The sequence below is a fragment of the Streptomyces sp. NPDC020983 genome (assembly GCF_044333485.1).
Classification (GTDB): domain Bacteria; phylum Actinomycetota; class Actinomycetes; order Streptomycetales; family Streptomycetaceae; genus Actinacidiphila.
Map to the genome: position 1 here is coordinate 1 of NZ_JBIRRA010000001.1, position 17,524 is coordinate 17,524.

The 17,524-nt window shown below is 71.4% G+C and carries 21 protein-coding genes and 1 pseudogene; 13 read left to right on the plus strand and 9 right to left on the minus strand.

Translation table 11 applies throughout. From position 1 onward, the window contains the following. Nucleotides 1-271: 271 nt before the first annotated feature. Nucleotides 272-1,816 (minus strand): MFS transporter, encoded by a 1,545-nt coding sequence (locus tag ACH4SE_RS00005; protein WP_398540946.1) that lies wholly within the window; start codon nucleotides 1,814-1,816, stop codon nucleotides 272-274. Nucleotides 1,817-1,970: 154 nt separating this feature from the next. On the opposite strand from ACH4SE_RS00005, the gene ACH4SE_RS00010 reads away from it, so the two are divergent. Further along, on the plus strand, nucleotides 1,971-2,618 hold the full coding sequence (locus tag ACH4SE_RS00010; RefSeq protein WP_398541599.1) for a TetR/AcrR family transcriptional regulator: 648 nt from the start codon (nucleotides 1,971-1,973) through the stop codon (nucleotides 2,616-2,618). Between the two features lie 168 nt (nucleotides 2,619-2,786). Further along, on the plus strand, nucleotides 2,787-3,461 hold the full coding sequence (locus ACH4SE_RS00015; protein WP_398540947.1) for a hypothetical protein: 675 nt from the start codon (nucleotides 2,787-2,789) through the stop codon (nucleotides 3,459-3,461). A gap of 341 nt (nucleotides 3,462-3,802) precedes the next feature. On the opposite strand, the gene ACH4SE_RS00020 is transcribed toward ACH4SE_RS00015, so the two are convergent. Further along, nucleotides 3,803-4,786, minus strand: coding sequence for an oxidoreductase (locus ACH4SE_RS00020; protein ID WP_398540948.1), 984 nt, complete (start codon nucleotides 4,784-4,786; stop codon nucleotides 3,803-3,805). A 54-nt stretch (nucleotides 4,787-4,840) separates the two neighbouring features. Between ACH4SE_RS00020 and ACH4SE_RS00025 the strand changes: the two genes are divergently transcribed. Beyond that, nucleotides 4,841-5,272, plus strand: a complete 432-nt coding sequence (locus tag ACH4SE_RS00025) for a MerR family transcriptional regulator (RefSeq protein WP_398540949.1) — start codon at nucleotides 4,841-4,843, stop codon at nucleotides 5,270-5,272. Between the two features lie 298 nt (nucleotides 5,273-5,570). On the opposite strand, the gene ACH4SE_RS00030 is transcribed toward ACH4SE_RS00025, so the two are convergent. Both ACH4SE_RS00030 and ACH4SE_RS00035 read right to left on the minus strand, forming a co-directional pair. After that, entirely contained in the window at nucleotides 5,571-6,044 is a 474-nt protein-coding gene (locus ACH4SE_RS00030) for a hypothetical protein (RefSeq protein ID WP_398540950.1), read from the minus strand. Between the two features lie 162 nt (nucleotides 6,045-6,206). Next, nucleotides 6,207-6,938 carry an XRE family transcriptional regulator gene (locus ACH4SE_RS00035; protein WP_398540951.1) on the minus strand — a complete coding sequence of 244 codons (732 nt, stop codon included), beginning with the start codon at nucleotides 6,936-6,938 and terminating at the stop codon, nucleotides 6,207-6,209. A gap of 215 nt (nucleotides 6,939-7,153) precedes the next feature. On the opposite strand from ACH4SE_RS00035, the gene ACH4SE_RS00040 reads away from it, so the two are divergent. The 3 genes from ACH4SE_RS00040 to ACH4SE_RS00050 all read left to right on the plus strand — a co-directional run bounded on the left by ACH4SE_RS00040 (nucleotide 7,154) and on the right by ACH4SE_RS00050 (nucleotide 8,952). Beyond that, on the plus strand, nucleotides 7,154-7,678 hold the full coding sequence (locus ACH4SE_RS00040) for an ATP-binding protein (protein ID WP_398540952.1): 525 nt from the start codon (nucleotides 7,154-7,156) through the stop codon (nucleotides 7,676-7,678). A gap of 250 nt (nucleotides 7,679-7,928) precedes the next feature. Beyond that, a complete protein-coding gene (locus tag ACH4SE_RS00045; protein ID WP_398540953.1) occupies nucleotides 7,929-8,381 on the plus strand; it encodes a GntR family transcriptional regulator in 453 nt (150 codons plus the stop codon). 25 nt (nucleotides 8,382-8,406) lie between these two features. Further along, the gene (locus ACH4SE_RS00050; RefSeq protein WP_398540954.1) at nucleotides 8,407-8,952 is read left to right on the plus strand and encodes an HD domain-containing protein; all 546 of its coding nucleotides are present in this window, start codon (nucleotides 8,407-8,409) and stop codon (nucleotides 8,950-8,952) included. Between the two features lies 1 nt (nucleotide 8,953). On the opposite strand, the gene ACH4SE_RS00055 is transcribed toward ACH4SE_RS00050, so the two are convergent. From ACH4SE_RS00055 to ACH4SE_RS00065, 3 genes are read right to left on the minus strand one after another with little or no spacing between them, the layout of a single operon-like run. Then, complete coding sequence (locus ACH4SE_RS00055) at nucleotides 8,954-9,409, minus strand: hypothetical protein (RefSeq protein WP_398540955.1); 456 nt, start codon at nucleotides 9,407-9,409, stop codon at nucleotides 8,954-8,956. Beyond that, nucleotides 9,399-9,878 (minus strand): NUDIX domain-containing protein, encoded by a 480-nt coding sequence (locus tag ACH4SE_RS00060; RefSeq protein WP_398540956.1) that lies wholly within the window; start codon nucleotides 9,876-9,878, stop codon nucleotides 9,399-9,401. The genes ACH4SE_RS00055 and ACH4SE_RS00060 overlap by 11 nt, the downstream gene beginning before the upstream one ends. 8 nt (nucleotides 9,879-9,886) lie before the next feature. Then, a complete protein-coding gene (locus tag ACH4SE_RS00065) occupies nucleotides 9,887-10,624 on the minus strand; it encodes an XRE family transcriptional regulator (RefSeq protein WP_398540957.1) in 738 nt (245 codons plus the stop codon). 195 nt (nucleotides 10,625-10,819) lie between these two features. Here ACH4SE_RS00065 and ACH4SE_RS00070 point away from each other — a divergent pair, with 195 nt between their 5' ends. Both ACH4SE_RS00070 and ACH4SE_RS00075 read left to right on the plus strand, forming a co-directional pair. Next, on the plus strand, nucleotides 10,820-11,158 hold the full coding sequence (locus tag ACH4SE_RS00070) for a DUF6907 domain-containing protein (protein WP_398540958.1): 339 nt from the start codon (nucleotides 10,820-10,822) through the stop codon (nucleotides 11,156-11,158). A 115-nt stretch (nucleotides 11,159-11,273) separates the two neighbouring features. Beyond that, on the plus strand, nucleotides 11,274-11,651 hold the full coding sequence (locus tag ACH4SE_RS00075; protein WP_398540959.1) for a hypothetical protein: 378 nt from the start codon (nucleotides 11,274-11,276) through the stop codon (nucleotides 11,649-11,651). A gap of 337 nt (nucleotides 11,652-11,988) precedes the next feature. Here ACH4SE_RS00075 and ACH4SE_RS00080 read toward each other — a convergent pair whose 3' ends face one another. Continuing rightward, on the minus strand, nucleotides 11,989-12,525 hold the full coding sequence (locus tag ACH4SE_RS00080; protein WP_398540960.1) for an NUDIX hydrolase: 537 nt from the start codon (nucleotides 12,523-12,525) through the stop codon (nucleotides 11,989-11,991). Between the two features lie 71 nt (nucleotides 12,526-12,596). Further along, on the minus strand, nucleotides 12,597-13,931 hold the full coding sequence (locus tag ACH4SE_RS00085; protein ID WP_398540961.1) for a transcriptional regulator: 1,335 nt from the start codon (nucleotides 13,929-13,931) through the stop codon (nucleotides 12,597-12,599). Between the two features lie 203 nt (nucleotides 13,932-14,134). Between ACH4SE_RS00085 and ACH4SE_RS00090 the strand changes: the two are divergent. The 5 genes and pseudogenes from ACH4SE_RS00090 to ACH4SE_RS00110 all read left to right on the plus strand — a co-directional run. Next, a pseudogene (locus tag ACH4SE_RS00090) lies at nucleotides 14,135-14,491 on the plus strand (ATP-binding protein); the annotation flags it as partial. A gap of 49 nt (nucleotides 14,492-14,540) precedes the next feature. Beyond that, the gene (locus ACH4SE_RS00095; protein ID WP_398540962.1) at nucleotides 14,541-15,026 is read left to right on the plus strand and encodes a DUF6907 domain-containing protein; all 486 of its coding nucleotides are present in this window, start codon (nucleotides 14,541-14,543) and stop codon (nucleotides 15,024-15,026) included. Nucleotides 15,027-15,060: 34 nt separating this feature from the next. Then, on the plus strand, nucleotides 15,061-16,179 hold the full coding sequence (locus ACH4SE_RS00100) for a radical SAM protein (protein WP_398540963.1): 1,119 nt from the start codon (nucleotides 15,061-15,063) through the stop codon (nucleotides 16,177-16,179). Continuing rightward, nucleotides 16,176-16,388, plus strand: a complete 213-nt coding sequence (locus ACH4SE_RS00105; RefSeq protein ID WP_398540964.1) for a hypothetical protein — start codon at nucleotides 16,176-16,178, stop codon at nucleotides 16,386-16,388. The genes ACH4SE_RS00100 and ACH4SE_RS00105 overlap by 4 nt, the downstream gene beginning before the upstream one ends. A gap of 93 nt (nucleotides 16,389-16,481) precedes the next feature. Beyond that, complete coding sequence (locus tag ACH4SE_RS00110) at nucleotides 16,482-17,285, plus strand: aminoglycoside phosphotransferase (protein ID WP_398541600.1); 804 nt, start codon at nucleotides 16,482-16,484, stop codon at nucleotides 17,283-17,285. The last annotated feature ends 239 nt before the right edge of the window (nucleotides 17,286-17,524 follow it).

A 17,524-nucleotide genomic window follows, 5' to 3' on the forward strand; every position in this document is an offset into this window, starting at 1 on the left:
TGCGAGGCGTCTCGCCGCCGAAAAGTCCTGTGATCCGGGGCCAGTTGGCCCAGGCGGCGATTATGCCCCGCAAACCCGCTTTCTGTACAGTCGCAAACACGGGGTGTTGCCCCTGCCCGCACACCCCGCGGCGAAATCAAACGTCACGGACGCATTTTGCTCCGGCGGTGTTACCGAGCCGATTTGTCGACAGATATTCGGTGGCCGGCGAATTCCGCAAAGCCCTGGGAAAAGCGGGCCGCCGGCGCACCCGAGCGACGGAAGGGGCCGGTCAGACGCGCTCCCCCGCGGCCTCCCCGACCACCTCCGCGGCAGCTTCCCCGCCGGTCCCGCCCCCGGCCTCCGCCTCCGCCTCCTCGCCGCCGTGCTCGTCGGTCGAGTGCGAGTCGGTGAGGGTCAGCGCGCCGAGCGTGGCGACCAGGCCGACGACGGCGGCGAGCACGGCGTAGGAGATCCGCTCCCCGTGGAAGAAGGACGAGACGAGGCCGCTGCTCCAGACCCCGGCCGGGAGCTCGTTGGTGACCAGCGCGGCGATCAGGGTGCCGACGACGGCGGTGCCGACGCTGGTGCCGACCTCCTGGGCGGTGTCGTTGAGCGCCGCCGCGATGGAGGTGCGGTTGCCGGGCATCGCGTCGACCAGCGCGACCGCGCAGATCGTCATCACGGTGCGCAGCCCCACCGTCATCACCACCATGCAGACGGCGATGGCGAGGTAGCCGTGGTAGACCCCCCAGGCCAGACCCGCCAGCGAGCCGGCCAGGCAGGCCGCGCCGACCAGGCAGGCGACACGGTGGCCGAAGCGGCGCGCGAGCCCCTCGGACAGCGGGGTCGCGACGATCATCGTCACGATGATCGGCAGGTTCGCCAGGCCGGCCCGTACCGGGCTCCATCCGTACGCGTACTGGAAGTGCAGGATGAGCCCGAACATCACGCTGGCCATCGCGATGGCCGTCCCCGTCTGCGCGAGGGCGGCGCCGCGGACGGTGCCGCTGGAGAACAGGCGCAGGTCGAGCATGGGCGCCGGGCTGCGCCGCTCGTGCCGTACGAACGCGAAGCCGGCCACGAGGGCGCCGGCGATCGACGCGAGGGTGGGCGCGGAGAGCCAGCCGTGGTCGACGCCGCTGGTCAGCGAGTAGCAGGCGAGCCCGATGGCGGTGACGCTCAGGGCGGCACCCGGCAGGTCGAGCCGGTCCTCGGTCAGGTCCTCCCGCCGGTCGGCCGGGACCCCGAGCCGTACGCCGATGCACGCGAGCAGCGCGATCGGGGCGTTCACGACGAGCAGCCACTCCCAGCGCACGTGCGCCAGCGCGGTGCCGCCGAGCAGCGGCCCGAGGACGAAGCCGGACATGCCGACGACGATCATCACCGTCATCGCGCGCATCCGCAGCGCCTTGTCGTCGAACAGCCGGAAGACCAGCGAGTTCGTGATCGGCGCCATCGCCGCGGCGGCCACGCCGAGCGCGGCCCGCAGGGCGATCAGCTCACCCGCCGTGCTGACGAGCACCACGCACAGGCTGAGCGAGCCGAAGACGGCGAGTCCGGTCAGCAGCACCCGGCGGCGGCCGAATCTGTCGGCCGTCGACCCGGCCGTGAGCAGCAGGCCGCCGAAGGTCAGCGAATACGCCCCGGTGACCCACTGCAGCGCGGTCGTCCCGCTGCCGAGGTCGCGGCCGATGGTGGGCAGTGCGATCGACAGCAGGGTGTTGTCGACCATCTCGACGAAGAAGGCCAGGCAGAGGGCTGCCAGCGGGATCCACGCCGCGCGCAGGGACGGGTAGGTGCGGGACGGGGAGGTTTCGAGCGTGGCGGTGGTCATGGCGTCCTCCTATCGAACACCGTTCGGGTATCGAACAGCGTACGATACGGTACGATAGAACAACGTTCGATACGACGCAAGACAGGTTGGGATGTGAGCCATGGCACGCCTGCAGAACCGTTCGGTCGACGGACGCCGGCGGGCGTCGCACTCGATGGAGGCCGTCCTCACCGAGGCGGTGGCCCTCCTCGACGAGGCCGGTGCGCACGCCCTGACCTTCCGCGCCCTCGCCCAGCGCCTCGGCGGCGGCGTCGCCAGCATCTACTGGTACGTCGCGAACAAGGAGGAGCTGCTCGACCGGGCCACCGACCACGTGATCGGCCAGGTGCTGACCGACATCCAGAAGCTCCCGGCCGGCGACGACCCCGTCGACGACCTGCGCGCGATGGCTCTCACGCTCTTCGACGCGATCGTGGACCGCCCCTGGCTCGGCGCGTACTTCATGCGCAACACCGACGTCCAGGGCAACTCCCTGCGCCTCTACGAGGAGCTCGGCCGCCAGACCCTCCGCCTCGACCTCACCGCCCGCCAGCGCTTCCACGCCGTCTCCGCGGTCGTCGGAGTCGTCGTCGGCAGCGCCGTCGACATGGGCCAGGAGCCCCCGCAGGAAGTCCTCAACGGCGCCACGACCCGCGAGGAGTACCTCGGCCGCTACGCCCAGACCTGGCGCGAGCTCGATCCCGCGGAATACCCCTTCGTCCACGAGATCGTCGACGAGTTCGACGGCCACGACGACCTCGACCAGTTCCGCGCCGCCCTCGACCTCACCCTGGCGGGCCTCCGCCTCCAGGCGGGGAGCTGATCCACCCGTACGGGCCCACCCCCCGACGTCGTCCCCACCGCGCTCACGGCCGCCGGCAGAGATCACCGCGCCCGGCCCGCGCCCGCCCGTTCGGGCCGGAGCGGGGACGGCCGCCCGGCCGCGCCACTACCTTTTCCCCGTCGGTCACGAGCGGCGGGAAGAGCACGGATGAGCGTGATGGGGGTCTGGGTGGTCGGCGCCGTGGCGGACGGTGCCGTCGAGGAGGCGCACCGCCGGTTCCCGGACGCGGCACGCGCCCACGGGGTGTGGCCGGAGCCCCCCGCCGGCGCGAGGCGGTGGCGCGAGCGGTTCGGACCCGCGGGGACGCGTGACGGCGCGCCTCCCGCGGGAACGCGTGACGGCACGCCCGGGCAGCCGTCGCACAGCCCGCTCACCGGCGGCGACATCGCGCGTTTCGCCGACGCGGTCGACAGGGCCCGCACCGGTGCGGCCGAGGCGGACGAGCTCCAGGAACACCTGCTGCGCGCCGTACCGCAGCAGGAGGGCGACGGCCTCTTCTGCTCCGCCGTGCCCAGGGGCGACGGCGCGGCCGCGCTCCTGTGGGGGCTCGGCCCCGACGCGGTGTTCGGGCTCCCGGGCTGCTGCGGGCAGTTCCTGTGCGACGCCGCCAGCGTACGGGCCGCGCTCCCCGCGGCCGAACGGGCGCTCGTCCTCTCCCCGCCACGCCGGAGCCGCACGGCCGCCCGGATCCGGCTGTGGCTGGACGAGACGGCGGACGACCCGAACTGCGACATCGACGAGCTGATCGACGGCCCGCTCCGGGTACTGCGCCACGCCGCCCGCACGGGCGCCGGCGCGGTCGGACTCACCCTCTGGTACTGACCCCGGCCGGGAGCCGGCCGCCCGGCCGGGGGGGGCGGGCCCGCGCCGCCGCCCCCCGGACCACGCCGGGGAGGTGGGGGGCTGACGGCGCCCCGGACCACGCCGGGGACGTGGGCGGCTGACGGCGCCCCGGGCCACGCCCGGGAGGTGGGGGGCTGACGGCGCCGCGGGCCACGCCGGGGACGTGGGCGGCTGACGGCGCCGCGGGCCACGCCGGGGACATGGGGGGCTGACGCCGCCGCGGTCCACGCCCGGGAGGTGGGGCTGACGGCACCGCGGGCCCGCGGTGCCCCGCAGGGCGGCCGCCGCCCGGAGGCGCCGGCGGCCGGCGCGGCGTCACGTCAGCCGAGCGGCCCGGCCCCCGTTGCCGCGACGGAGAGCTCCCACAGCCGCGCGGCCGAGGCCTGGTCGACGGCGTAGCCGCGGACCCAGCCGTCGTCCATCGGCCCGTCCTCGTCCGTGACCCGTGCCACCTCGCAGTCCTCCAGGTAGAGCCCGCCGAGTCCGGCCAGCAGAGGGGAGGTTGCCGCCCACAGGCCGGTGGCGGCGCCCTGCGAGGGGCTCTTGAAGCCCTCGCCGATCACGGTGCCGTCCTCGTCCACCCATCCCAGCTCCACCTGCTCACGGCGCGTCAGCTCCCGCTGGAGGCCGGTGATGATCTTCCCGGGGTGGAGGGCGAACGCCCGGACCCCGTCGCCGCGGCCGAGGGCGTCCAGGTGGACGGCGAACAGTGCGTTGGCCGTCTTGGCCTGCCCGTACGCCTGCCAGCGGTCGTAGCCGGTACGGAAGTGCGGGTCGTGCCAGCGGAAGTCGGTGATGCCGTGGCCGCCGGAGCTGTAGACCACGACGCGTGCGCCCTGCGCCCCGCGCAGGAGCGGATACAGCTCGCTCACCAGGGCGAAGTGCCCGAAGTGGTTGGCGGCCAGCTGGTACTCCCAGCCGGGCCCGACGCGCTGCTCCGGTGTGGCCATCACCCCGGCGACCGCCATGAGGAGATCCAGCCGCCCGGCCGACTCCCGGATGCGCGCGGCGGCGGCGCGGACACTGCCGAGGTCGGTGAGGTCCATGGGGACGATCTCGCAGGGGGCCCCTCCGAGCCCGGCGAGTGCCTCCCGGGCGGCTTCGGGCCGGCGCGCGGGAACGATGACCCGGGCGCCGGCGCCCACGAGGGCCCGGGTGGTCTCCAGGCCGAGGCCGGCGTAGCCGCCGGTGACGACGGCGGTCCTGCCGGAGAGGTCGATCCCGGCCATGACCTCCTCGGCGGTGGAGGCAGCGGAGAACGGGGAGTTGAGGGGATGCTGTGCGGTAGCGGTCCGAGTGCTCATGCCGGGAACGCTACGATCTAGAGGAAGGTCTAGATCAAGTCCTAGGGTGATCCCATGGCGACGATCGAAACCCCCACCGAATCACTCGGCATCGGCGAGGTCGCCGACCGCACCGGTCTGAGCGTCCACGCCCTGCGCTTCTACGAGCGCGAGGGCCTGCTCGTCGGCCCCGTCCACCGCACCGCGGGCGGCCGCCGCCGTTACAGCCCCACCGACGTCGACTGGCTGGACATCTGCGTCCGGCTGCGCGAGTCCGGGATGCCCCTCGGCGAACTGAAACGGTTCGCCGAGCTGGTGCGGCAGGGCCCGGGCAACGAGCCCGAGCGGCTGCGGCTCCTCGACACGCACCAGCGCCGCGTCGAGGACCAGATCCGCGCCCTGGAGGAGTGCCGCTCCGTCATCGCCCGCAAGGTCGGCGTCTACGCCGAACACGTCGCCCGCGGCACGGCCGCGGGGCTGTGGGACCCGACGGCCCCCGGGGACTGACCCTTCACCGCGCGAGGCGGCACCCGCCGTCCCGCACGGGCGCCCCCACCGGACCGGGAGCGCCTCCGCCACCGCGCCGCTCCGCGCCGGTCGTGGCCGGCTCCGGAGCCGTACCGGGCCTGGGCCGCGGCCGGCGCGGAGCCGGACGCGCAGGCGTCAGACCGCCACGACGTCCGGGTGGTCGCCCACCTGGGCATGACGGTACGCCGTGGTCAGCGCGGCGGGCCGAAGGTTCAGCGCCTCCGCGACAGCCCAGTGGCGCGCCTCGGCGAACACCTGCTCGTCCTCGTCCAGACCCTCACCCCCTGAGCAGCCCGCCGAGCCGGTCCAGGTCCACGTCCCCGGTGCCGAAAGGCGCGAAGACGTCGGGCTCGGCGCCGCGGGGACCGCTCGGAAGAGCCGGGTCGTCGAGATCGTGGAGGACACCCTCCGACAAGAGCTTCATCTCGCCGTCGTCGTCCTCGAAAGCGGTTCCCAGGAAAGCCGTGTCCGAGTGGTATTCGTGAACGCACTCCCCGCCGCGGTAGACGTACAAACTCAGCAGGTCGGAGTCGTACACACTGTGGACCAGCACGTCGAACCCGCAGGTGCCGCTGAGGTGGCACCCCAATTCGTCGACGTCCGCGACATTGTGCGCGCCCTCGCGCGGCAGTATCGCGGTGCGCCCCACCCCGACGGGGGCGACGATCGCCCGCACGCCGGCCTCGGCCAGCGCCGTGCGCACCGGCCCGACTCCGGCCACCACGAGCACGCCCTCGTAGCTGGTCCCCATGAACGGCACCTCAGAATTCGCCCCATCGCACTGCGACGCACCATACGAGCCCCCTGTGACAACGGACCGGCCCACGGCCCCCACCCCCGACGCCCACCGGCCCCCTTCCGGCAGCCGCCACCCGCTCCGTCATCCGCGCGCCTTGGTTCCGCGCGGCTAGCCTCAAGGCTCCGAACCCAGGGCCACGTTCCAGACTCCTTCGAAGCTTTCCAGGTAAGTGGCGGCGAGCATGCCGGCTTTCATCAGGCGCGCGTGGAGGACTGGCGCGGTCTCGGCGGGCTGGCCATAGATGTGGGGATTGACGAGGAGATCGTCGTCGGAGCGGTAGATGGAGTTGTAGAGCGCCGTGCGGTGGACGCGGATCTCGACCGTGGGCAGCCCTGTCAGCGGCGGGAGCAACGCGAGAGCGTTGCGGATGCGGGCCGACATGGCGTCGCCGATGCCCTCGGACTCGCCTCGCTCTGCGACTTCGGGGCTGTCCGGGTCGCCGAGCAGGAGGCGGACCTTGACGCCTGCCCGTGCCTTGTCCGCCAGGGTGCGCAGGATTCCCGGGTCCTCGATGAGGAACAGCGCACTGTAGGCGAGGATGCCGATCTCGTGCTCCGCGCTTGAGAAATGGCGGAGCCACGTCTCACGGGGGACCGCCCAGCGGTGCGGGTAGATCGACACGATCTCGCCGCCGGGCTGAATACGGGGACGCATGTGGCCGACGCCGGGCCACAGTTCACGCTCGGCGCGGCCGACGAGTTCGGCCAGCGCGGCACGGTTGCGTGCGTAGGGCGTGCGGCCCGCGCACCACTGCTCGACGGTCTTCGGATCGACGCCGAGGCGCGCCGCGACGTCGGCGAAGTCGAGGCCGGCGGAGATGAGGGCACGGCGGAGCGCGTCGTTCACGCTTCCCCCTTGTTCGGGGTGTGGACGGCTTCAGCGTAGCCAAGAAATCCCTAGACGTCCCTCAAGACGTGGTGTCCGTGCCGAGACGTCACGTCCAACCTCTTGCGAGAGACCCCCGCGACCGTGCGACCGGTCCGGGGGCATGGCCACCGCGTGAGAGGCGATGACGTGCACGAGCCTGTCCATCACCCGATCGGACGGACGAGGGCAGAGCGATGACGACTGCCCCGGAGCCGAACAGCAACGACGTCCCAACCCCTGTGCTGAAGACCTGGCCACGGAGCGCACGCACCGTCGGCAGGACGCGGCATGCACTGGCACGAGTCCTCGACGAACGGGGTCTGGCCCATCTCGCTGAGACCGCCGAGCTGGTGCTTTCCGAGCTGGTCACCAACGCGGTGAACCACGCTCGCCCGCCCCACGGCCGGCGGATCGGGACGCGTTTCGAGCGCCTTGAGCACGGTGTCCGTATCGAGGTCCACGACGCGAGCGAGTGGAAGCCGGAGCTTCAGCGAGCCTCCGCGGACGACGAGTCCGGGAGGGGGCTGGCGCTGGTGGACGCCCTCACCGATGGCCGGTGGGGTGTGAGTGCCCGGCAGGGGCCGGGCAAGGTGGTGTGGGCCGTATGCGCCGACCGGCCCCATCGCCGAGGCCTCTCGGTGAGCCTGCGAGAGCTGGGCGGCCCGGGACGGTGTGGCTTCACGGGGGCCCGAACCGCGGACTGCCTTCCCAAGCCGTAGCACTCTGCTGCTGGCAACCAACCGATGGCTGCCGTATCCGGGTAAGGGCAGCACCTGAGCGCCCCGCGCCGACCGAGCTGGGGCCGGCGCGGGGTCGTGCTCACGCGGGGGGCCTTCTCCTGCTCGAAGGGTGCCCCGTGCTCGACGATGGCCAGTGACACCCGGGGCGCGCCATCGACCGGTCGGCCTGGGACCGCCCCCAGGGCGACGATCAGTGTCGGGCCGGGCGCCCGACGAGGAGGGAGGACGAGTGGGCTCGCGCGCGACGCCGTGGGGCGCGTACAAGACGATCACGGATGTACTGCGTCGCCGTATCGCCGAGGGTGGCTTCCCGTCCGAGGCACGGCTTCCCAGCGAGGCAGCATTGCGGGCCGAGTTCGGCGTCGCCCGGAACACGATCCGCCGTGCGCTCGCCGATCTGGAGAACGAGGGCCTGCTCGTCTCGATGCCAGGCCGGGGGCGCGTGGTCGCCGCAGCCGGAGAGACCCGCAGCGCTCCGGCACCGGCCTTCCGACGGATCTCGGTGGAGCTGCGGGCCGCGATCGAGGGCGGCGAGCTGCACCACGGGGACGTGCTCCCCAGTGAGGCCACGCTGACGGAGCGGTACGGTGTCTCCCGCTGGACCGCGCGGCAGGCGCTCACCGAGTTGGAGACCGCGGGGCTCATCGAGACGCGGCACGGCAAAGGCCGCTTCGTGAAGTGACGGCCAACGGCGATAGCCTCGATACGTGCATTCCGTTTCGTGGGCCCAACAGCTTGCCGGCGATCTCCTGGCCGAGGCGCTTCCGCGTCGCTGGGCGCACAGCCAGGGTGTCGGCCGCAAAGCGGAGTCCCTCGGCCGCATTCTCGGCGACGACGCGGATCTGCTGGCCTGCGCCGCGTGGCTGCACGACGTCGGCTACGCCCCGAAACTCGTCGACACCGGGCTTCACGCCCTCGACGGCGCCCGCTACCTCCGGGACGTCGAGCACGCCGACCCGCGCCTGTGCGCCCTGGTCGCCCACCACTCCTGCGCCCACGTCGAAGCCCGCAACCGCGGCCTTGATGCCGAACTCGCCGCCGAATTCCCGCCGGTGGGCGGCCTGCTCTCCGACGCCCTGACCTACTGCGACATGACGACGACCCCGGTCGGCGAACCCACGGACGTCGACGCGCGTCTCGCCGAGATCCTGTCGCGGTACGGCCCGGGGGACGTCGTCACCGAGTCCATCACCGAAGCGGCTCCGCACATCAAGGGCTCAGTGCAGCGCATCGAGCAGCTGCTCGGCACGTAGCTCAGCGGTTCGCCCGCACGAGCTTGCCCTGTTCGTCGCGGCTCCACTGGTGCCCCGCACTGTCGAGGAAACCGATCTCGACGGGCTCGGGCTCGACGTAGGAGCGCAGCCATTCGCGGGGCGCGGCACGGCGGACCGTCTGGCTGGGCGGGACGAGCCCGATGAATTCGGTGCGCGACTCCTCGCCCACCGGAGCGGGCAGCGGGAGTTCGACCTCGTATATGGGCATGTCGCTGGCGTTGTGGACGTGCAGGGCGAGTTCCCGTACACCGTCAGGGCGGCTGTACGCCTCGACCCACGCGCTGACGCGCGCCGCCTGGGCGCGGAGGGCCTCCTCCTCGCGGTCGGCGTCACGGCGGTGCTCGCGGCGGAGGAGGACGAAGCCGGTGCCGAAAGCGCCTACCGTGCCGACGGCGCTGAAGACGTCCGCCGCAGCGCTGACCCAGTCACTGTCCAAGCTGGGGCAGCCCTTCGCCCCGGAGGTACGCCTCGACCCGCTGCCGCATGGAGCGGTGCATCTTCAGGTCGCCGACCTCGTCCCTGGGCACCCAGACCACTTCCCGGGACTCGTCGCTCGGGGTCGGTTCACCGCTGACGTACCGCGCGGTGTAGACGACCGAGAATTCCTGCCGGACCTCGTCGTTGCTGGTGTAGTGGATGACGTGGCGGGGGTCGGTGTAGATCCCGACGAGGCCGGTGATCTCGCAGTGGATTCCGGTCTCTTCGAGGGTCTCGCGCACCCCGGTCTGCGCGAGGGACTCCCCCATGTCCATCGCCCCGCCGGGAACGGCCCAGTTTCCGTTGTCACTGCGGCGGATCATCAGGATCCGGCCCTCGTCGTCGGTGACGATGACGTTGGCAGAAGGCACGATGCTGTTGGCCTTCGGGGCACGCGGGTCGTCGAAGTAGTCGATACGAGTGGCCATTGCCGTCGTCAGTCCAGTTCCCGGGCGCGGTCCCAGACCCGTTCGAAGCTGTCCAGGTAGTGGTTGACCATGCCGCCCCCGGCCACCTTCCGCAGGTGGAGCACCGGGGCCTGGGCCGCGTTGAACCCGTAGATGTGGGTGTTCACGAGGAGCTGGTCGTCCGCGCGGTAGATCGAGTTGTAGAGGATCGTGTCGTGGAGCCGGAAGTCGATGCCCTCCACCCCTTGCAGGGGCCGGTACATCAGCAGGGCGTTGCGGATCTTGGCCGCCATGGCGTCGTCGAGCCCCTCGTCCGCGCCACGCTGGGCCACGGCCGCGCTCTGCGGGTCACCGAGCAGGATCCGGACGCGCACGCCGGCGTCCGCCTTGGCGCGGAAGACCTGGTGGGTCCCGGCGTCCTCGGACAGGAACAGCCCGCTGTAGACCAGGACGCCGATCTCGTGCTCCGCGGTATCGAACATGCGCCGCCACAGATCGGACGGCACGGACCAGCGGTGCGGGTAGACGGTGAGGATCTCGCTCTCCGACGCGCCCGCGATCTGGTCGGGCGTGAGTGCGTCCGGCCAGAGGTAGGTCTCGTCGACGCCGAGTTGCGCGGCGACGGCGTACCGGTGACGGCGGTACGGGGTGCGTCCGGTCGTCACCCACCGCTCGACGGTCTTCGGGTCGACATCGATCGAGTTGGCCAACTCGTCAAGTGTGAGCCCGCGTTCGAGCAACGCGGCACGCAGGCGCTCATTCGGCATTCATCGACCTCAAGACGTCACGAGACGGCCCAACAATAGGCGGGACATCTCGCACACGTCCAGTCATGTAGTGATGACGTACCGCGTTCCGGTCGCACTCCCGGTGATGCCGGAGCCGCCCCGCACGCAGAGTCGCGCCGCGCGAACCCACCCGGGCTCACCCTCGTCAACCACCGCACCTTCGAGGGCCCGCTCATGCCCGTCACCGCCCCCGACCTCTGGGACGGCCCACAGGACGAGCCCGTCGTCGTAGGCAGCATCGGCTGCAACCCCCGCGACCCGCCCCCCCGCCGCCGCGTCCCCGTCGTCAACCTCCAGCTCGCCGACGGCCGCTGGAGCCTCGGGCTCAGACCGGAGCAGCTTGCCGAGGTCGCCGCGAAGCTCCGCGAGTTACCTGGCCGGGGCGGCACCCCCCTCCCCCGACAGTCGAGAAACCGCGCGTCGTGTCCATGTCCCCTGTCCCCTTCGAGCAGCTTCCCGCCGAAGCCCGTCGGGCCGTTTCCCACAGGACCGGCGCCGTGCACCAGGCGGTGACCGCGCCCGGCGGCATGGAATCCGCCCTCGCATCCGTCCTCGACACGGACAGTGGCCTTGACAATCCCCAGGCGAGTGCCCAGCACCGTGAGGCCGCGGTGGCCCCGCACCTGCCATGCGCCACCTGGGCACGGCTCAGCACTTCGACGGTGACGCGCTGCTGCACACGGACGTCGCCCCGGACAACGTCCTGATCGACGAAGGCCGGGGACGGCTCGTCGACTGGGCATGGCCGACACGCGGGGCCGCGTGGATCGACCCCGGTGCCCTCGCGCTGCGCCTTATAAACGCCGGACACCCGGCCTCGGCCGCGATCGGATACGCCGGCCGCTTCCCGTCGTGGCGCGACGCGGCGCCCGAAGCGCTCGCGGCGTTCGCTACGGCGACGGCTTCCGTGTGGCGGGAGATCGCCGAACAGGACGGCACCGAAGGGAAAAGGGCGATGGCGGACCACGCCGCCGAGTTGGCCAGTGCCCTCGGCGCGCACCCGTAGAAAGCGGCACACCCCCCGAACACAGCTGTGCCCCGGCCGTCCGGGGACGGTCGGGGCGCGAAACCCGCAGGTCAGCCCCCTGCGAGGAGAGCGGACGCGGTAGGCCGTGTGGGACTCGAACCCACAACCAATGGATTAAAAGTCCAGGCCAGGGCATGCCGGGCGGTGGTGGACGGTCGGCAGCCATCCGAAACCCGCAGGTCAGACGGACCGAGTTTGCCGCACTGTCCGTACCGTTCCGCCCGGTGCCGGCACATCCGCTCATGCATCGCTCGCGCATACAGCGTTAGAACTCCGTCCCGAAGACCGCGGATTCGAGCAGCGCCCTGGCGGCTCCCTACCTTCCGGCGTGCATCCGATGCAGCAGGAGAAGCGCGGCCACCGCATTGGCGGACCTGATCTCGCCGCGCTCGATAAGGGACGGGACGGAGGCCAGCGGGACCCACTCCCGGCGGTCGGATTCGAAGTCGTCCTCGGGGTGGCCGACGTATTCGGCGGTGGTGGACCAGTAGACGTGGTGGCGGCCGTCGGCGAGGCCGTTGGAAGGCTCGACGGTCAGCAGATGCTGGAGCGGGCCGGGGCGCCAGCCGGTCTCCTCCAGCATTTCGCGAGCGGCTGCGGCTTCGATGTCCTCACCGTGCTCGACGACCCCGGCGGCCAACTCCCAGCCCCACGAGTCGGTGATGAACCGGTGCCGCCACAGCAACAGGGCCTCGCCAGCCGCATTGACGGTAGTGGCGAGGGCGACCGGGCGTTGCCGGATGACGTAGTGGTCGAGGTGACGGCCGTCCGGCAGTTCGACATCTGCGAGGTTGAGGGTGAGCCACGGATTCTCGTAGACGGTCTTCTCGCCGTGGTTCTTCCAGACCGACACGTGCCCGCTCCGTACCTGATCGCCTGCCTCGGTGCCTGGGACGCTATCGCACCGAACAGCCGCCGTGCCCGTCACAGCGGTAGTGCAAGGGAGGCGTCGATCTGCTCGACCGCGTCGCGACCGGCCGCAGAGCCGTGGTCGGCGAGCAGACCACGGAGTTTGGCGAAGCGGTCCCGTAGCCGCCGCGACTCCTGCCCCTTGGCCAGTTCCAGTGCGTCCAGGCTGTGTACGGCGGCCTGTTCGGGACTGCCACGGCCGAGGTCGGCCGTGGCGAGGGTGGCCAGACGGTGTACCGAGCCGCGGGCATGCGCGCGGGCGCGCACGGCCTCGGTGGCATACGTCTGAGCCGGAACCCAGTCACCCAGGCTGATGAGGGCCTCCGCCAACTGCGCTTCAACCAGGCCAGGCTGTACATAACCCAGCTCGGCCGGCTCGTCAGCGGGCCGGATGCGCGCGGCAGCAGATTCGGCGAGCAACATGCAGCGGTGGGCGGCAGCCTGGTCCCCCATGCGGGAGAACGCCTTGGCCTGCATGGCGTACAGGTCGGTGGCCAGCGCCGGGGACATGTGAGCACCCGCGGTACGAATACCGGCCTCGGCGAAGGCCACTGCCTGCCGGAAATCCCGTACGAACACGGCCTGGTTGACCAGCAGCGCTATGACGTAGCCGCCGAAGGCGCGGTCACCGGACGCCTTGGCAAGGCGTAGCGCCTGGTGGAAGTAGCGCTGAGCGAGTCCCTGGGCGTCCGAATCGTACGCACAGATACCGGCAACGGCCACCAACCCACCTACTGCACGGTGGAGTTCACGCCCAGTGGCATCGGTGTAGGCGCCCCTGACGAGCGGGGCCGTGTGCTCGGCGAGGAACCGTACGACCCGGCCTCGCGTGGCGAGGCCGCCCGTCTGCCGGTACATCGCCTCGTAGTGCGTACGGGCGAGGCGTAGCACTTCCACGTCGGCGCGTCCCACGTGAAGGCTGCCGGCACGCGAGACGTCCAAGTCCTCCGGCGGGTTCTCCCACTCCCAGACCGGTCCGATCGCGGCCATGCCGGTGAGAAGCGGGGCACGCACGAGTTCCTCGCGCTGCTGCCCGTCTCCCCGCCACAGCGCGGTGGACCGCTCGATGAAACCCGCGAGCGGCGAGGTGTGCCCGCCCGTCCCGGGAAGGCCCATGCCGATGTCGTCGAGGCTGACCGGCCGACCCAGGCGCGCGGAGAGAACGTCGCAAATCAGGTCGGGTGCGATACCGCGTGGACGTTGCCCGCGCAGCCAGCGGATCACCGAGGAGTGGTCGTAGCGCATCTGCCTGCCCCGAGACCTGCCTGCGGCGTTCACCCGCGCGGCCAGACCGACACGGGACATGCCGGCTTCATCGAGCAGGGCGTCGAGCAGTGTGTTCGGCTCCATGTAGTCCTCGCATCACTCAGTGCAGCCGAGCGTATCCAATCCGCGTTCACACAGTGTGTGTTCGCGGACCCCGCAGCCGGACCCCGCACACACTCGCGCCAGGCGGGCGGTCGGCGGAGCCTCTTCTCATCACCCCGTCACCGGCGTGCTCCGCCCCATCCCCGAAGGGTCTCCCTGACATGTCACACAGCACCGCGCCGGGTATGACGACCTCCGCTGCTCCCCCAGCCCGGCCGAACGCGAGCGCCCCGTGTCGTGCCCGCAGCCGTGGCTTCCGCGTGTCGGCAGACGAGGCGGCTGTCACGGCGGCCCGGCGTGAAGTGCTCAACGTGGTGCGCGGATGGCGCGTGCCGTTCACCAACGCGATGTTCGACGATCTGGGCCTGCTGACCGGCGAGATCGTCACCAACGCAATCCGGTACACCGAAGCCCCGTGCGTCGTGGCCGTGCGATGGACCGGCGCCCGGGTGCGAGTGGAGGTCACGGACGCCAGCCCGGTCCGGCCGAAGCCGCGGCACGGTTCGCTCGACGCCGAGGGTGGACGGGGGCTGCTGCTCGTCGACGCGCTCGCCGCGGACTGGGGCAGCGCCGAGGACCCCGCCGGGAAGGTTGTCTGGTTCGAGGTCGGGGCCCGCGAGCAGCCGCCGCCCTGGAGCACGCCGGGGACGTGGACGATTCACCACCACCGACGGCACCGTCAACGAGGGCTACCTGCCCGACTGGGCCGAGGACGACCCCACCGAGGTCGACGTCCCACCCGACGAGCTGGCCCAGCGGCTGGCCCTCGTCAACCACCGCACCTTCTTCGAGGGGCCGTTGATGCCCGTCACCGCACCCGACCTCTGGGACGGCCCCCAGGACGAGCCGGTCCTCGAAGGCAGCATCGACTGCAACCCCCACGACCCCGACCCCCGTAAGCGCATCCCCGTCGCCAACCTCCAACTCGCCGAAGGCCGCTGGATCCTCGGACTCGACCCCCACCAGCTCACCGAGATCGCCGCCAAGCTCCGCGAGCACGCCGACCTCCTCGACCAGAAGATCCGCCCCGCCCTCGTCGCCGCCCGCGACGACTGGGCCGCCCGCCACCGGGACTGACTCAGACGACCCCACCGGACACTTGGAGCCTCCCGTGACACCACGCCTCGTCGCCAGCCCCTTCCTCGGCCAGTACCTACTCGTCCAGCCCGGTCGGGCCGCAGGCGTACGGATCCCCGAAGCCCGTTATGAGCAGCTGCGGAGCGCCGTCGCAAGCAACCAGCAGGCCCCTGCCTGGCTGGTCGACGCGGCCGCGAAGGCGTGGGGCACCGAGCTTCCCCGCGCCCGTCTCCGTGATGTCCTCCTCGTGCGGGAGCAGTCCCGGTGGGGCTACGCCAAGGCGTCGTGGGAGATCAACCTCGGCTGCGACTACGACTGCGAGTTCTGCTACCTCGGCCAGAAGCGCTTCGGCGGCCTGGACTGGGACGGCAAGCAGCAGCTCCTCCATGTGATGCGGGACGCCGGGGTCCTGTGGTTGCAGATCACCGGCGGGGAGGCGCTGATCGACCGCGAGTTCGGCGCGGCGTACGAGTACGCCCACCAGCTCGGCATGATGGTCCAGGTCTCGTCCAACGGCAGCTCGCTGCGGAAGCCGCCGATCCGGGAGCTGTTCGCCCGCCTTCGCCCGTACCGCCTGACCGTGAGCCTCTACGGCGCGACCGCCGAAACGTACGACAAGGTCGCGAAGAACCGCGGCGCCTTCGGCCGGTTCATGGCTGGCTTGGACGCCGCTCGGGAAGACGGGCTGCCGATCCGGCTCAACGTGATCGTCTCGGACGACAACGCCCACGAGGTCGACGCCATGGTCCGCCTCGCCGAGACGTACGGCTTCCCACACCAGGTGTACAGCAGCATGTCGCCCACGATCGACGGCGAGGCGAACCCGCTGGCGACGCAGGCGTACGAGCACCTGCGGCCCCGGAGCGTCTTCACCGGTTGCAACGCCGGCCACACCTTCTTCCACGTCGACCCGCACGGGATCGCGTCGATCTGCAAGGTCGGCCGCGACCCGAGCGTGAACCTCATCGCCGAGGGCATCGACGCTCTTCCCCGGCTCGGCGCGATCGCCGAGTCCCTACAACTCCGCACCGGTGGATGCTCCGGCTGCACCAAGGTCGGCACGTGCCGTACGTGCCGACCGCTGGCCAAGCTCTACCAGGAGGCGGGGGACCGCAGAGATCTCTACTGCCAACACGGAGGTTACGGATCATGACACCACCCACCGCGGCATTGGCCCCGCCGCGTCAGCCCGTTCCGGTCACCATCGGCTTGCGCCCGCCCGCCGAGCCGACCGCCATCCTGCCGGTGCCTCTGACCGTCGCTGCGATCGGCGACGACGAGTTCCAGATCGTCGCCGACCTGGACGAAGCCGCCGAGGGAGCCGAGTGCTCCTGCTCGGCGGGCGACGACCAGCCGTACTAACTCCAGCGAAGCGTGCACAGTGCCGCTCCGGCCTTACTCTGGCCGGGGCGGCACCCCCATTCCCCAGCAGCCAAGGAACCGCGCGTCGTGTCCATGTCCCGTATCCCCTTCGAGCAGCTTCCCGCCGTCGTCCGCCGTGCCGTCGCCGACAAGACCGGCTCTGTGCACCAGGCGATGACCGCGCCCGGCGGAATGAACTCCGGCATCGCCTCCGTCCTCGACACAGACAGCGGCCCCGTCTTCGTCAAGGGCATCCCGACCGACCATCCCCAGGTGAGAGCCCAGCGCCGTGAGGCTGCGGTGGCCCCGCACCTACCCTCCTCCTGCCCGCGCCTGTACTGGCACCTGGAGCTCGGCAACTGGAGCCTCCTCGGCTACGAGGTGGTCGACGGCCGACACGCCGACTACACGCCCGGCTCCCCAGACCTGCCCCTCGTGGAAGTAGCGCTCACCGAACTGCAAGGGATCACGGCACCGGCCGACGTCGGCATCAAGCAGGCCGTGGACCGGTGGACGCAGTACGCGCCACCTGGCACGTTGCAGCACTTCGACGGTGACGCACTGCTGCACACGGACTTCGCCCCGGACAACGTCCTGATCGACCAAGGTCGGGCACGGCTCATCGACTGGGCGTGGCCGACACGCGGCGCGGCATGGATCGACCCGGGCGCCCTGGCGCTGCGCCTCATGGACGCCGGACACCCGGCCTCGGCCGCGATCGAGTTCGCCAGCCGCTTCCCGTCATGGCGCAGTGCAGCGCCCGAAGCACTTGCGGCGTTCGGTACGGCGACGGCGTCCCTGTGGCGGGAGATCGCCGAGCAGGACCATACCCCGTGGAAAAGGGCGATGGCGGAGCGAGCGATGGCGCTGGCACACGCCCTCAGCACGAACCTGTAGCCGAGGACGGCCCGGCGAAAGCCGGTACCGGAGTAGCGAGCATCGGCATCACACGTCGAACAGCTGCTCTACGGCCGCGCTGCGTCTTCTTCCCCTGTACCCGGGCGCCGTCGCTCAGGTACCCCTGTCCTCGTCCCCCGGCGAGGACACGTGCGTAGAACGGCCCGAAGGATCGTCCTACGCGACAGCTTGCTCCGCCGGGTAAGGACTCCTTGCCCCCCCAACTTGCTCGCCGCTCC